We start from the raw sequence: 13,579 nt of genomic DNA, 5'->3' as shown, positions 1-13,579 counted from the left end.
GCACATCGGTGGTCGCTCGAACGGAGGTGGGACGTGGTCGACGTCGTCGGACGGGGGACCGTGCTCGCGGGGCGGTACCGCGTGCTGGACCCGCTGCCCACCGACCTGGACGGCGTCGACGTGTGGCAGGCGACCGACCAGATCCTCGACCGCGGCGTGCGCGTGCGCGTCCTGGGCTCCGGCGCCGTCGCCCCGGCCCTGGACGCCGCCCGCCGTGCGGCGCTCGTCACCGACCCCCGGCTCGTGCGCGTGCTCGACGTGGGCACCCACGAGGGCGTCGGCTACGTCATCACCGAGCAGATCGCCGGCGTGACGCTGGCCCAGCTCGTCGAGCGGGGCCCCCTGACGCCGGAGCAGGCGCGTGCGGTCGTCGGCGAGGCCGCGGCCGCGCTCGAGGTCGCCCGCCGCCGCGGGGTCCACCACCTCGCGCTGCGGCCCTCGGTCGTGCACGTCTCCACCGACGGGCGCGTGCTCGTGTCCGGCCTGGCGCTGGACGCCGCGCTCGTCGGCAGCCCGGTCGGCGACGCGCGCGCGACCAGCCGCGCCGACACCGTCGACCTCGTGCGCGTGCTCTACACCGCGCTGACCGGCCGCTGGCCGATGTTCCACGACGACACGACCCCCGTGCGCGACCTGCAGCCGGCACCCGTGCTCGACGGCTCCCCCGTGCCGCCCGCCGAGATCGTCATGGGCGTGCCGAACGACCTCGACACGCTGTGCAGCGTGACCCTCGGCCCGTACGAGGACGGCCCGCACTCCCCCGCCGAGCTCGTGCGCGAGCTGGAGCCGTGGGGCGAGATCCGCATCGGGCAGCCCGTCGAGCAGCCGACGGCCGCGTACATGGCCACCGACCCGGCGGCGACGATGATCGCGCCGCCCGTCGCTCCCCCGCAGCCCGTGCGCGTCGCCCGCCAGTCGGTACGGGCGGCGTTCGACGAGCTGCCCCCCGGGGCCGCCCGGCCCGGCACCCCCCCGCCGGCCGCCCCTGCGCGCAGCACGGGCTTGCCCGCCGCCAGCTGGACGGACACCCAGACGGGTGCCTTCGCCCCGCCCGAGGTGCCCGCGTCGCTGCCGCCCGTCGCGGCAGGTCGCCCCCCCGCTCACCCGCAGCGCACCGCCGGCCCGCCGGCCGCGATCCCCCCGGGCGGCGACGACGGCCAGGGCTGGGGTCCCGGCGCGCCGACCACCGGCGACCCGTTCCCCTTCGCCGACGACGAGCAGCCGCGCGAGCGCAAGTTCGACCCGACCGCGCTGGTCCTGGTCGTGGTGGGCGTCGTGCTGCTCATCGGCCTCGTCTTCGCCGCGAGCTCGCTGTTCGCGGGCACCGGCGACCAGACGGCCGACCCCGCCGGCGGGACGTCGACCCAGCCGCAGGACCCGGGCACGGACGAGAGCCCGTCGGCCGAGGAGTCGCCGGAGCCGTCCGAGCCCGCCGTGTCCACGGACCCTCCCGCCGTCGCCTCGATCCGCTCGATCGACCCGAACAGCCCGGAGGGCGAGAAGGAAGAGCTCGTCCCGCTCGCGATCGACAACGACCCGAGCACCTTCTGGTACACGTTCACGTACAACCGCCCGGACTTCGGCGGCCTCAAGCCGGCCGTCGGCCTCGAGGTGACGCTCCGCGACACGGCGTCCGTCAGCTCGGTGACGCTCGGCGTCAACGGCACGGGCGGCAACGTCGAGGTGCGCGCGACCACCATGGCCGCACCGACGGAGGGCGACCTGCTGGCCTCGGGCACGCTGGGCGCCCAGACCGTGCTGACCTTCGACGAGCCGGTCGACACCAGCACGATCGTGCTGTGGTTCACCGAGCTGCCGACGAACTCCGAGGGCAAGTTCCGGCTCGAGGTCAACGACGTCAAGGTCGGCTGACGCCTGCCGTCCACCGTTGCGTCGCCGTCCCGGAACACACGGCGCCTACCATCGGTTGACGAGGCCAGGACCACCGACCACCGCCGCCCGCCGCCGCGGGCACCGACCGACCGAGGGACCCCGTGACCGCTGAGACGACCGACCAGACCCCCCGCACCGACGCCGTCGTCCGCGACGTCGTCATCGTCGGCTCCGGTCCCGCGGGCTACACCGCGGCGATCTACGCCGCCCGTGCCGGGCTCGCGCCCGTCGTGGTGGCCGGCTCCGTCACCGCCGGCGGTGCGCTCATGAACACCACCGAGGTCGAGAACTTCCCCGGCTTCCCCGACGGCGTCCAGGGCCCCGAGCTCATGGACTCCCTCCAGAAGCAGGCCGAGAAGTTCGGCGCCGAGGTGCTCTGGGACGACGCGACCTCGCTGGACCTCACGGGCGACGTCAAGGTCGTCACCACCGGCTCCGGCGACGTCTACCGCGCGCGCTCGGTGATCCTGTCGACCGGCTCCGCGTACCGCGAGCTGGGCCTCGACGACGAGAAGCGCCTGTCCGGCCACGGCGTCTCGTGGTGCGCCACCTGCGACGGGTTCTTCTTCCGCGACCAGGAGATCGTCGTGGTCGGCGGCGGCGACTCCGCCGTCGAGGAGGCGACGTTCCTCACGCGCTTCGGCCGTCGGGTCACGATGGTCCACCGCCGCGACACGCTGCGGGCCTCGAAGATCATGGCGGACCGCGCCGCCGCGGACCCGAAGATCGAGTTCGCGTGGAACTCCGAGGTCGTCGCGATCCACGGCGAGGACAAGGTCACCGGCCTCACGCTGCGCGACACCGTCACGGGCGAGACCCGCGAGATCGAGGCCGGCGGTGTGTTCGTCGCGATCGGCCACGTCCCGCGCACCGAGCTGCTGGTCGGCCAGGTCGAGCTCGACGAGAACGGCTACGTCGTCGTCCAGGGGCGCACCACGCTGACCAACATCCCCGGCGTGTTCGCCGCGGGCGACGTGGTGGACCACCGGTACCGGCAGGCCATCACCGCCGCCGGCTCCGGCTGCGCCGCCGCCCTCGACGCGCAGCACTACCTGTCCGGCCTGGTCACGGACGTCGTCGACCCGCAGGTCCCCGGCGAGGCGCTCGTGACGACCGGCGCGGAGGCGGGCGCATGAGCGTCGTCGACGTCACCGACGCGACCTTCGGCGCGGAGGTCCTGGAGTCCGACCTGCCCGTCGTCGTGGACTTCTGGGCGACCTGGTGCGGCCCGTGCCGCATGGTCTCGCCCGTGCTCGACGAGCTGGCGGCCGAGTACGACGGTCGCGTCCGTGTCGTGAAGGTCGACACCGACGCCAACCCGGCGCTCACCGAGCAGTTCCACGTGCAGTCGATCCCGTTCATCGGGTTCTTCGTGGGCGGCGAGATGGTCGACTCGGTCATCGGCGCCCGCCCGAAGGCCGCTTTCCGGGAGAAGATCGAGGAGATCGTCCCGGATCGGACCCCGCCGGCCTGACTCCGGGCGTGGGACGTCCGGTCATCCCGCGGGTGTGGCGTGCCACACTCAGGGGATGACCTCCGTGACCGAGCCCGACCGCACGACGTCGGGACCCACCCCCACGTCCGCGGCCGCAGCCGGCACCCGTCTCGACCCCTGGTTCGGCGCCTACGCCGAACGCACGCACGGCATGCGCGCCTCCGAGATCCGCGCCCTGTTCGCCGTGGCCAACCGACCCGAGGTCGTGTCGCTCGCCGGTGGCATGCCGTACCTCGACCGGCTGCCCCTCGACGTGCTGGCCGACATCGCGCAGCGGGTCGTCGCGCAGCGCGGGCTCGTGGCGCTCCAGTACGGCTCGGGGCAGGGCGACCCGACGCTGCGCGAGCAGATCCTCGAGGTCATGCGCCTGCAGGGCATCGACGCGCACCCGGACGACGTGGTCGTCACCACGGGCTCCCAGCAGGCGTTGGACCTGGTCACCCGCGTGTTCTGCGACCCGGGCGACGTCGTGGTCGCCGAGGCGCCGTCGTACGTGGGTGCGCTCGGCGTGTTCCGGGCGTACCAGGCCGACGTCGTGCACGTGCCGATCGACGAGCACGGGCTGGTCCCCGAGGCCCTCGACGAGACGCTGACGGCGCTCGCCGCTGCGGGCCGTCGGGCGAAGCTGCTGTACACCGTGCCGAACTTCCACAACCCCGCGGGTGTCTCCCTCGCCCTCGAGCGCCGTCCCCGGGTGCTCGAGGTCTGCCGGCGGCACGGGGTCCTCGTCGTCGAGGACGACCCGTACGGCCTGCTCGGGTTCGAGGGCGACCCGCGCCCGGCGCTGCGCTCGATGGACGACGAGGGCGTGCTGTACCTCGGCTCGTTCTCCAAGACGTTCGCCCCGGGCTACCGCGTCGGCTGGGTCGTGGCGCCGCACGCGGTCCGCGAGAAGCTCGTGCTGGCCAGCGAGTCCGCGATCCTCTCCCCGTCGAACGCGTCGCAGCTGACCGTCTCGACGTACCTGCAGACGTGCGACTGGCGCGCCCAGATCAAGGACTACCGCGAGATGTACCGCGAGCGGCGCGACGCGATGGTCGGTGCGCTCGCCGAGCTCATGCCGACCGCCTCGTGGACGGTGCCCGACGGCGGCTTCTACACGTGGGTCCGCCTGCCCGACGGCCTCGACGCGCGCGAGATGCTGCCTCGCGCGGTCACCGCCCTGGTCGCCTACGTGCCGGGCACCGCGTTCTACTTCGACGGCCGCGGCGCCGACCACATGCGGCTGTCGTTCTGCTACCCCACGCCCGAGCGCATCCGGGAGGGCGTGCGCCGCCTCGCCGGTGTCGTCGCAGGTGAGAGCGAGCTCGTCGACCTGTTCGGCCCGGGGGCGCACCGTGCCGACGGGGACGTGCAGACCCCCGGACCGGACGTCTCCTGACGTGGACGCACCTGCACGCGCACCTCGGGTGGCGGTCCTGGCCGGCGGCCTGTCCCACGAGCGCGACGTCTCGCTGCGCAGCGGCCGCCGCGTGGCCGAGGCCCTGCGATCGACGGGTGCCGAGGTCAGCGTCCACGACGTCGACGCCGACCTCGTCCCGGCGCTGCGCCAGCTCTCCCCCGACGTCGTCTGGCCCGTGCTGCACGGCGCCAGCGGCGAGGACGGTTCGGTCCGCGACGTCGTCCGGATGATGGGCCTGCGCGTGCTCGGGACGGGTCCGCGCGCCTCGCGCGTCGCCTGGAGCAAGCCGATCGCCAAGACCGTCGTGGCCCGCGACGGCATCGCGACACCGGACTTCGCGACGCTGCCGCAGTCGCTGTTCCGCGAGCTCGGCGCAGGGGCGGTCCTCGACATGCTCGTCGCGCGCCTCGGGCTGCCTCTGGTCGTCAAGCCCTCACGCGGCGGCTCCGCCCTCGGGGTCACGCTGGTCGAACGGCGCGAGGACCTGCCGCAGGCGATGATCGCGTGCTTCTCGTACACCGACACGGCTCTGGTCGAGCGGGCGGTGGTGGGCGTCGAGGTCGCTGTCAGCGTCCTCGACACAGGCGACGGACCGTTCGCGCTGCCGCCGGTCGAGATCGTCACCGACGGGCCGTACGACTACGACGCCCGGTACAACGCGGGACGGACGCAGTACTTCGCCCCGGCGCGGCTCGACGAGGCGACGACACGGGCCGTGCAGGACGTCGCCGTCCGCGCGCACCGGGCTCTCGGGCTCGAACGGCTCTCCCGTACCGACCTGGTCGTCGACGCGGCGGGCACGCCCTGGTTCCTGGAGGTCAACGTCGCGCCGGGCATGACCGAGACGTCCCTGCTGCCCCAGTCGGCCGTCGCTGCAGGTCACGGGCTCGGCACGCTCTACCGCGCACTGGTCGACGCCGCCGTGCAAGCACCCGTCGCCACCGACTGACCCGTCGGTCAGCGAGCTGCGACCGGTCGCCACGCTCCGCCGGGTCGCCACGCTCCGCCTGGTCGCCACGCTCCGCCGGGTGGTCACACAGCCGACGGGCGGCACGCTGCGGTCGGCGGCACTCTCCCCGCAGGCGACGCCCACCGCCGCCCGTCGTGCCGACCGCGTGCGCCCGGGCCGCGGATCAGCCTCGGAGCAGCCCCGGGTCGTCCGGGGCGAGCGTGTTGAGGATCCGGTTGAGGTCCTGCACCGAGGCGAACTCGACGGTCAGGCGTCCGCGCGTCTTGCCCAGGTCGACCTTGACGCGCGTCTCGAACCGGTCGGAGAGGCGCCCGGCCAGCTCGTCGAGCGCCTCGTTGCGCACTCCCGCGCGGGCACGAGGCCGCCGTGTCGGAGCCGTCTCGTCCCCGCCGAGCGCGACGATCTCCTCGACGGCCCGCACGGACAGCCCCTCGGCGACGATGCGCTGGGCCAGCCGCTCGATGGCGGCGCCGTCGCTCAGCCCGAGCAGCGCCCGCGCGTGACCTGCGGAGATGACGCCGGCCGCCACCCGCCGCTGGACGAGCGGAGGCAGGCGCAGCAGACGCAGCGTGTTGGAGATCTGCGGCCGCGAGCGGTGGATCCGGGTGGCCAGCTCGTCGTGCGTGCACCCGAAGTCGTCGAGCAGCTGCTGGTAGGCGGCGGCCTCCTCGAGGGGGTTGAGCTGCGCCCGGTGCAGGTTCTCCAGGAGCGCGTCCCGCAGCATGTCCGCGTCGTCGGTCTCGCGGATGATCGCCGGGATGGTCTCCAGCCCGGCCTGCTGGGTGGCGCGCCAGCGGCGCTCCCCCATGATCAGCTCGTACCCGTCACCCACGTCACGGACGACGATCGGCTGGAGCACGCCGAGCTCACGGATCGAGCCGACCAGCTCCTCGAGCGCGTCGTCGTCAAAGACCTGGCGCGGCTGCCGTGCGTTCGCCCGGATCGCGTCGACGGGCAGCTCGGCGAAGCGCGCGCCCGGCACGGGCACGAGATCGGCGACGTCCGCCTTCCAGTCGTCCGACGCGGGAGCCGCGACATGACCGTCGCCGCCGGACGCGGTGCCGGTGGGTGACGCGGCCTCTCCCGAGCTGCTGACCAGGGCCGATGCACCGCTCGGGCCGGAGACCTGCGTGGGGTCGACCGCCGGCGCACCGGTGACGGCCGCGACGTCCTCGCGCTGGCTGCCGGTCGCGCGTCCACCGTCGCGCTCCTGCGCGACGGCGTCCGCGGTCCGCGCGTCCGCGACGACGCCCTCGTCCTTCGCTGCCGGCACGGACTCGGTGGACGCAGCCACTCCCCGCTCCGCGTCTGTGGCCGGCACACCATCCGCCGTGGCGGCCTCGGGTGCACGAACGTCCGTGCGCACAGCACCGTCGGCCGGCGGTTCGGTCGCCTCCACGGCCGCCTGGTCCTCGGCCGCCTGCGCGGCGGCCGCAGCCTTGCGGTTGTCGGGGAAGAACACATCCACGGGCCGGTCGGCGCCGGTGCTCCGGCTGCCGTCGAGCCCGGTGGGGATCAGTGCACCGAGCCCTCGGCCCAGTCCACGGCGCTTCTCGCTCACATGTCCTCCTGCGTCGCGGCCGGGGCTGCGGTCGCACCGACGGTCTCGTTCGTGCTGCCGGTGCCCGGCGCGGCGCGCTCGGCGAGCTCGCGCGCCGCTTCCAGGTAGGCGAGCGCCCCGGACGACCCGGCGTCGTACGTCATCACGGTCTGGCCGTAGCTGGGCGCCTCGGAGATCCGTACCGAGCGCGGCACCGTCGTCCGGAGCGTCCGCTCGGGGAAGTGGGTCCGTACCTCGTCCGCCACCTGCTGCGCGAGGTTGGTGCGCGCGTCGTACATGGTCAGCAGGATGGTCGACACCTCGAGCGCGGGGTTGAGGTGCGCCTGGATGAGGTCGATCGTCTTGAGCAGCTGGGAGAGCCCCTCGAGCGCGTAGTACTCGCACTGGATCGGGATGAGCACCTCCCGCGCCACGACGAACGCATTGACGGTGAGCAGCCCGAGGCTCGGGGGGCAGTCGACGAACACGTAGTCGATCGGTTCGTGACCGTTGTCTCTGCGCCACTGCAGGTACTGCTCGAGCGCGGTGCGCAGACGGGTCTCGCGCGCCACCATCGAGACGAGCTCGATCTCGGCGCCCGAGAGGTCGATGGTCGCCGGCAGGCACCACAGGCCCGGCACTTCGGGGCTCTCCTGGACCGCACCGTGCATCGGGGCGCCGTCCACGAGCACCTCGTAGATGGAGGGGGTGCCCGCCCGGTGCTCGATGCCCAGCGCCGTCGACGCGTTCCCCTGGGGGTCGTTGTCGAGCACAAGCACCTGCAGACCGGCCTGCGCGAGCGCGGCGGCGAGGTTGACCGTCGTGGTGGTCTTGCCCACGCCACCCTTCTGGTTCGCCACGGTGATGACTCGCGTCGCCGGCGGGCGGGGGAAGCGTCGGCCGCGCAGCTCGATCCGGCGGCGGGCGTCGAGCTGCAGCTCGGCCATCAGCGGGGTGTCCGCGTCGGCGGCAGGCAGGCTCTGCACAAGGGCGGCCCGACGGGCGTCGTCCGCGTCGATCGAAGCATTCATGCTGGTCACAGGCCCGGCGTCGCTCGCATCGACCAGGCTCCCGGCCTCACGGTCGACCTCGGCGGCGCGGGCCGCGTCTCCTCTGTCCGTCTCGCTGGGGGTCGATCCCACGATCGGCCCGGGCTGCAGCGCAGCGGGGGCGTCGTGCGATCCGCCATGATCGCTCGGCGGGGGCGGCGTGGCCGCCGGCTCCGACTCGTCGAGCGCTGCCTCAGTCTGCCACGCGTATGCGGCTCCGAGCTGGGCCACCGAGACGGGCTGTGGTCGTCCGCCGGTCCGTCGTGGGCGAGCCTCCCCGGGGTGCCCGAAGGGATTCTCCCCTTCTCCGTCCGAGGTCGCCGCCTCGGAGACCGCTGCCGTTTCACGTGGAACATCGCGGGCGTCCGCGTCGACGACGGCGGCAGCCCAGGCGGTTTCACGTGGAACATCAGCGGTGTCGCCCGGATCCTGCGCTGCGCGGGGCGTCTCTGCGGGCGCAACGGGGCCGTCCGGCGGCGAGCCTGCCGGACGCGTCGCGTCGTACCCCACAGCCTGGGACCCGCCGCCCGCCGATCTCGCCGCGTCAGGCGCGCTCCAGGCGCGCGCGGTTTCACGTGAAACAGCGTCGTGAGCAGCGGCGAGGGTCTCGGTGCCGCCGCCCTCCCCCCCTTGCCGCACGCCAGCCGCCGCTGACGCCCATCGGTCGACTCCCGTCGGCGTCGGGTCGCCCTCGCTCCCGCCGTCGACGGGTGAGGACGCCCCGGCGCGCGGCTGACCTGCGCTCGTCGACGATGGCGCCACCGCTCCCCCGCGCGGCCGCCACTCACCGCCGGCGAGGTCGGACGTCCCCACATCGGCAACCCCGACGGGTCCATCTCCGAGCCCCCCGCGCGTCTCGGGTCGGATCCGTCCGTCCTCAGCGGACCCGCTCCCGTGCTCGCCCGCGCTACCCGCCTCCGGATCCGCGCCGACCGCCGGCCGGCGAGACGCTGCCGCCGGTCCGTACGCGGACCCAAGCCTTCGCCCATCGCCATCCGGCCCGGGATCAGGCTGCAGCCCGGACACCTCCGTCGGCGGCCCCGGTGTCACTCGTCCCGGCGCCAGGGGATCCCCCGTCGCGGACATCGCCCCGCCGCTCGGACCGCTCTCCTCAGGTGCTTCCTGCAGGCGCCGGGCTTCGTCAGCGACCCTCACCTGCTCCCGGCGCTCCTGATCCAGGCGCTCCTGCTCCAGGCGCTCCTGCTCCAGGCGCTCCTGCTCGAGACGCTCCTGCTCCTGCCGCTTCTTCCTACCGAACACGACCGGGCCTCCCCCGCTCGGCGGTGACCACACGCGCACCCGCGACCCCGGGGATGGTCTCCGACGCGCGCACCTGTGCTCCGATCATGCCTGTCTCCTTGGCCGCGCGCGCAGCGGCCAGCACCTCGTCGTCGGCCCGCTCGCCCTTGAGCGCGACAAGCATCCCCCCCGCCCGGAGGATCGGAGCGGTCCACCGGTAGAGCTTGTCGAGCGAGGCGACGGCACGGACGGTGACCGCATCGGCGACGCCCTCTTCCATCTCTTGCGCGCGCCCTCGCCGGATCTCGACATTCTTGAGCCCCGTGGCCGCAACCACGTCTCCGAGCCAGACGACGCGACGCTCCATCGGCTCCAGCAGGACGACCTCCGCGTCGGGCAGCATCGCCGCGACCACGATCCCGGGCAGACCGGCCCCCGAGCCGACATCGACGATCACCCCACGCTGCGGGAGGAACGGCACGACGGCCGCGGAGTTGAGCAGGTGCCGCTCCCACAGCCGTGACACCTCACGAGGCCCGATCAGTCCACGCAGCTCCCCCTCGGTGGCCAGCATCCGGTGAAAGCCGTCGACGGCTGCCCAGGCCGCTCCGAAGAAGGCCTCGAGGCGCGGGTCGCCGATCCACGGATCGACCTCGACGTCGTCGATCCCGCCGTTCGTCGACGCCTCGACCACGCATCCTCCTCGGTTCCACGTGAAACACCGCTGCAGTCGCACGCCTCTGCCAGGGGCGACAGACGCCGCTCGGCGTCCGCCCACGGTACCGCGCGTCGCACTCCGGACCCGGCGCCACGCGCGCGAAGAACCGCAGGTGGGCGAATGGTCCGATCTCCGCGGCGTCTGGTGGCCTCCGAGGAGGCAGATGACCGTTGCACGTGAAACATGGGCCAGCCCGCACAGGCGCCCGCGGTCCCCGGGCGCGAGCAGGACCGCGCCCAGCGCTGCGCATGTCGAGACGGGCTCGCCCGGGCCGCGTCGAACGCATCGCTTCGGGGCGCTGCCCCGCAGCCCGAGTGGGTCGTGTCGCTCCCGAAGCGTCCGGACGAGGCAACGACGACCACGGTTTCACGTGAAACGGCGTCGAGAAGTGACCACGGCGCGGACCGACCCCATGGACGACGGAGGCGGGCGACCCTCTGGGGTCGCCCGCCTCCGTCGAGCCTCAGGTGCGCGATCAGGCCGGGTGGATCACCACGTGACGATCAGGCTCGACGCCGTCCGAGTCGCTGACCAGGCCCGCGGCTGCCACCGTGTCGTGGACGACCTTGCGCTCGAACGGGTTCATCGGACGCAGCGCCACGGGGGCACCGTCGGAGCGCACGCGGCCGATCGCCTCCTCCGCGATCGCGACGAGCTCGGTCCGCCGCGCGGCGCGGTGGCCCGCGACGTCGAGCATCAGACGGCTGCGCTCGCCCGTCCGCGCCTGGACCGCGAGACGCGTCAGCTCCTGGAGAGCGTCCAGCACCTCGCCGTGCGGGCCCACGAGACGGCGCAGGCTGCGGTCCTCCGACTCCTCCGAGACGATCTCGACGGCGGCCCGACCGTGCTCCACGTCGATCTCGATGTCACCGTCCACGTCGACGATGTCCAGGAGCTCCTCGAGGTAGTCGGCGGCGATCTCGCCCTCCTCCTCGAGGCGCTTCACGTCTGCGGCCACCTCAGGCTGCGTCGCACCCATCTCATCTCCGTTTCGTCGCGCCTGCGCGCTCTGGTCCGTCGTCACGTCAACGCCCTCCGGTGGGCGTGGTGCCGTCGTCGCCCGCGGTCGGTCCCGCGTCGTCGCTGCCGTTCGTCTCCGTGCCGGAGGCCTGCCCGGCGCCGGTCTGCGGTCGTCCCTTGGCACGATCCTTGCGCTTCGGCTGCTGCCGCTGACCGCTGCGGGGCCGCTCCTCGATCACCGCAGTGGTCGTGCCCTCGACCGTCTCGGGGGTCTCGCCGCGGGAGGCGGCCTTGCGGGCCTTGCGGGCCTTGAGCGCCGCCTCGGCAGCGGAGCCCGGCGCCGGCATGCGCCGGATCGTGTAGAACTGCTGGCCCATCGACCACAGGTTGGTGGTGGTCCAGTAGATGAGCACGCCGATCGGGAAGTTCACGCCAGAGAACGCGAAGATCAGCGGCAGCACGTAGAGCAGCACCTTCTGCTGCTGGGCCATGGGCCCCTCCAGCGCGGCAGGCGGCATGTTCTTCATCGTGAGCTGGCGCTGCGTGAGGAACGTGGTCGCCGACATCGCGATGATGAGGACCACCGTGACCAGCTGGATCTGCCAGACACCGTTCGCCTGCATGAAGGTGCCGGCCAGAGGCGCTCCGAAGATCGTCGCCTGCTCGGCCTGGGCCGCCAGCTCCTGCGTCATCGGTCCGATCGCGTCGGCCCGCGGGTAGGTGCCCTCTGCCAGCCGCGGGAGCTCGTAGAGCACGCGGAACAGGGCGAAGAAGATCGGGGACTGCAGCAGCAGCGGCAGGCAGGACGCGAACGGGTTCGTGCCGTGCTTGCGGTAGAGCTCCATCATCTCGCGGCTCTGCGCCTCGCGGGACGCCGGGTCGGTGCGTCCCTTGTACTTCTTCTGCAGCGCCTGCATCTCGGGCTGGATGAGCTGCATCCCGCGCGAGGCCTTGATCTGCTTGAAGAAGAGCGGGATCAGCAGGATCCGGATCACGATGACGAGCCCGACGATCGACAGCGCCCAGGCGGCACCGCCCGCGGGGTCGAGGCCGGCGGCGCTGAGCAGGTCGTGGAACTGCACCATGATCCAGGCGACCACCGCCATGATCGGGAACAGCAGGCCGTCCATCCAGTCCATGAAGAAGGCTCCTCGGAGCTCAGTGAGCGGGCGTGGCCGCGTCGTGGTGGCGGTGCGCAGGGCGCGCCGGTGGAACGTCGTCGACGCCGCCGGGGTTCCAGGGGTGGCAGCGCAGCAGCCGGCGGGTCGCCAGCCACGTGCCCCGCAGCGCGCCGTGCCGCTGGACGGCGACGACCGCGTACTGCGAGCAGGAGGGGTAGAAGCGGCAGGTCGGCGGCGTCATCGGCGACACCACGACCTGGTAGACCCGGAGCAGCGCGAGCAGGACCACCGCGGGGAGTCGTCGCACCACGGCCAGCGCCCGGCGCCCGGTCATCCCCGTCACGTCAGCGACCGTGCCCCGTGCCGCGCCGCGTGGCGCGATCGCGCGCCCGCGCGATCCCGCCGTCGAGATCACGTGCCAGCTGGTCCGAGGTCGCGACCGACGCTGCGCTCTGGGCACGGACGACCACGAGTGTTCCGGCGCCGAGCGCGTCCAGACGCGGCCGGACGAGTGCCCGCAGCCGGCGCTTCACGCGGTTGCGGACGACGGCGTTGCCGACGGCCTTGGACACGACAAGACCGACCACCGGCGGGCCGGGGTCGGTCGTGGTCGTGAGGTGCACGACGAGGGTGTCGCGTCCGGCGCGCGCCCCGCGACGCACCGTCTGCTCGAAGTCGGCAGACCGGCGCATCCGGTGCGCTGCGGGGAGCACCGGGCGGGGTGTCAGGCCGAGAGCTCGGCGCGCCCCTTGCGGCGGCGCGCCGCGAGGATGGCGCGGCCGGCTCGCGTGCGCATGCGCAGGCGGAAGCCGTGGGTCTTGGCGCGGCGCCGGTTGTTCGGCTGGAAGGTGCGCTTGGTCACGACGGTCTCCAAGGTCTCGGTACGGCCGCCCAGGGGTGCGCGACCAGGTCCATGTGCCGGTCGACCGCTCCGGGAACCCGTTGCCGAGGCACGGGCTGGCGTCTGGGCGCGCCGAGAGGAGCCGTCATGAGGCTGGGCCACGTTACGCGAGCCTTCGGCGGCCGGTCAAACGCAGGCGGTGTGACCGAGTCGACGGTCGGACGACCTGCGGCGCTCCCCCACCGTGCACGGCACCACGACCTGCCCGGACGTCCGGGCTGACTCACCCGTGCGCGGGCTTCTTCACCCACTCCGCGGGGTCTAGCATCGGTCCTCGTCACCCCGGGGGCT

The 13,579-nt window shown here is 73.4% G+C and carries 13 protein-coding genes; 5 read left to right on the top strand and 8 right to left on the bottom strand.

Annotated features, from left to right (window positions below; genetic code table 11):
• Positions 1 to 33: 33 nt before the first annotated feature.
• The 5 genes from FBY24_RS06445 (at position 34) to FBY24_RS06425 (ending at position 5,739) form a co-directional block, all read left to right on the top strand.
• The gene (locus FBY24_RS06445) at positions 34 to 1,872 is read left to right on the top strand and encodes a protein kinase family protein (RefSeq protein ID WP_142159065.1); all 1,839 of its coding nucleotides are present in this window, start codon (positions 34 to 36) and stop codon (positions 1,870 to 1,872) included.
• 122 nt (positions 1,873 to 1,994) lie between these two features.
• Positions 1,995 to 3,029: a thioredoxin-disulfide reductase gene (gene trxB, locus FBY24_RS06440; protein ID WP_142159063.1), complete on the top strand. Its 1,035-nt coding sequence runs from the start codon at positions 1,995 to 1,997 to the stop codon at positions 3,027 to 3,029.
• Positions 3,026 to 3,367: a thioredoxin gene (gene trxA, locus FBY24_RS06435; RefSeq protein WP_142159061.1), complete on the top strand. Its 342-nt coding sequence runs from the start codon at positions 3,026 to 3,028 to the stop codon at positions 3,365 to 3,367. The genes trxB and trxA overlap by 4 nt, the downstream gene beginning before the upstream one ends.
• Positions 3,368 to 3,422: 55 nt before the next feature.
• A complete protein-coding gene (locus FBY24_RS06430) occupies positions 3,423 to 4,769 on the top strand; it encodes a PLP-dependent aminotransferase family protein (RefSeq protein ID WP_142159059.1) in 1,347 nt (448 codons plus the stop codon).
• A 1-nt stretch (position 4,770) separates the two neighbouring features.
• Positions 4,771 to 5,739 carry a D-alanine--D-alanine ligase gene (locus tag FBY24_RS06425; protein WP_142159057.1) on the top strand — a complete coding sequence of 323 codons (969 nt, stop codon included), beginning with the start codon at positions 4,771 to 4,773 and terminating at the stop codon, positions 5,737 to 5,739.
• 184 nt (positions 5,740 to 5,923) lie between these two features.
• On the opposite strand, the gene FBY24_RS06420 is transcribed toward FBY24_RS06425, so the two are convergent.
• From FBY24_RS06420 to rpmH, 8 genes are all read right to left on the bottom strand, one after another.
• Positions 5,924 to 7,321, bottom strand: coding sequence for a ParB/RepB/Spo0J family partition protein (locus tag FBY24_RS06420; protein ID WP_142159054.1), 1,398 nt, complete (start codon positions 7,319 to 7,321; stop codon positions 5,924 to 5,926).
• Positions 7,318 to 8,331 carry a ParA family protein gene (locus tag FBY24_RS06415; RefSeq protein WP_255432261.1) on the bottom strand — a complete coding sequence of 338 codons (1,014 nt, stop codon included), beginning with the start codon at positions 8,329 to 8,331 and terminating at the stop codon, positions 7,318 to 7,320. The genes FBY24_RS06420 and FBY24_RS06415 overlap by 4 nt, the downstream gene beginning before the upstream one ends.
• Before the next feature lie 1,267 nt (positions 8,332 to 9,598).
• Complete coding sequence (rsmG, locus tag FBY24_RS06405; protein WP_255432260.1) at positions 9,599 to 10,282, bottom strand: 16S rRNA (guanine(527)-N(7))-methyltransferase RsmG; 684 nt, start codon at positions 10,280 to 10,282, stop codon at positions 9,599 to 9,601.
• 499 nt (positions 10,283 to 10,781) lie between these two features.
• Positions 10,782 to 11,285 (bottom strand): R3H domain-containing nucleic acid-binding protein, encoded by a 504-nt coding sequence (locus tag FBY24_RS06400; RefSeq protein WP_142159052.1) that lies wholly within the window; start codon positions 11,283 to 11,285, stop codon positions 10,782 to 10,784.
• Between the two features lie 46 nt (positions 11,286 to 11,331).
• The gene (gene yidC, locus FBY24_RS06395; RefSeq protein WP_142159050.1) at positions 11,332 to 12,405 is read right to left on the bottom strand and encodes a membrane protein insertase YidC; all 1,074 of its coding nucleotides are present in this window, start codon (positions 12,403 to 12,405) and stop codon (positions 11,332 to 11,334) included.
• Between the two features lie 19 nt (positions 12,406 to 12,424).
• Complete coding sequence (gene yidD / locus FBY24_RS06390; protein WP_142163251.1) at positions 12,425 to 12,721, bottom strand: membrane protein insertion efficiency factor YidD; 297 nt, start codon at positions 12,719 to 12,721, stop codon at positions 12,425 to 12,427.
• 10 nt (positions 12,722 to 12,731) lie between these two features.
• On the bottom strand, positions 12,732 to 13,100 hold the full coding sequence (rnpA, locus tag FBY24_RS06385) for a ribonuclease P protein component (RefSeq protein WP_142159048.1): 369 nt from the start codon (positions 13,098 to 13,100) through the stop codon (positions 12,732 to 12,734).
• Positions 13,101 to 13,111: 11 nt separating this feature from the next.
• Positions 13,112 to 13,249, bottom strand: coding sequence for a 50S ribosomal protein L34 (gene rpmH, locus FBY24_RS06380; RefSeq protein ID WP_043601468.1), 138 nt, complete (start codon positions 13,247 to 13,249; stop codon positions 13,112 to 13,114).
• Between the last annotated feature and the right edge of the window lie 330 nt (positions 13,250 to 13,579).

The organism is Cellulomonas sp. SLBN-39 (assembly GCF_006715865.1).
Classification (GTDB): Bacteria; Actinomycetota; Actinomycetes; order Actinomycetales; family Cellulomonadaceae; genus Cellulomonas.
The sequence above is the reverse complement of the archived record's forward strand: the minus strand, read 5'-3'. Positions and strand labels throughout refer to the sequence as shown.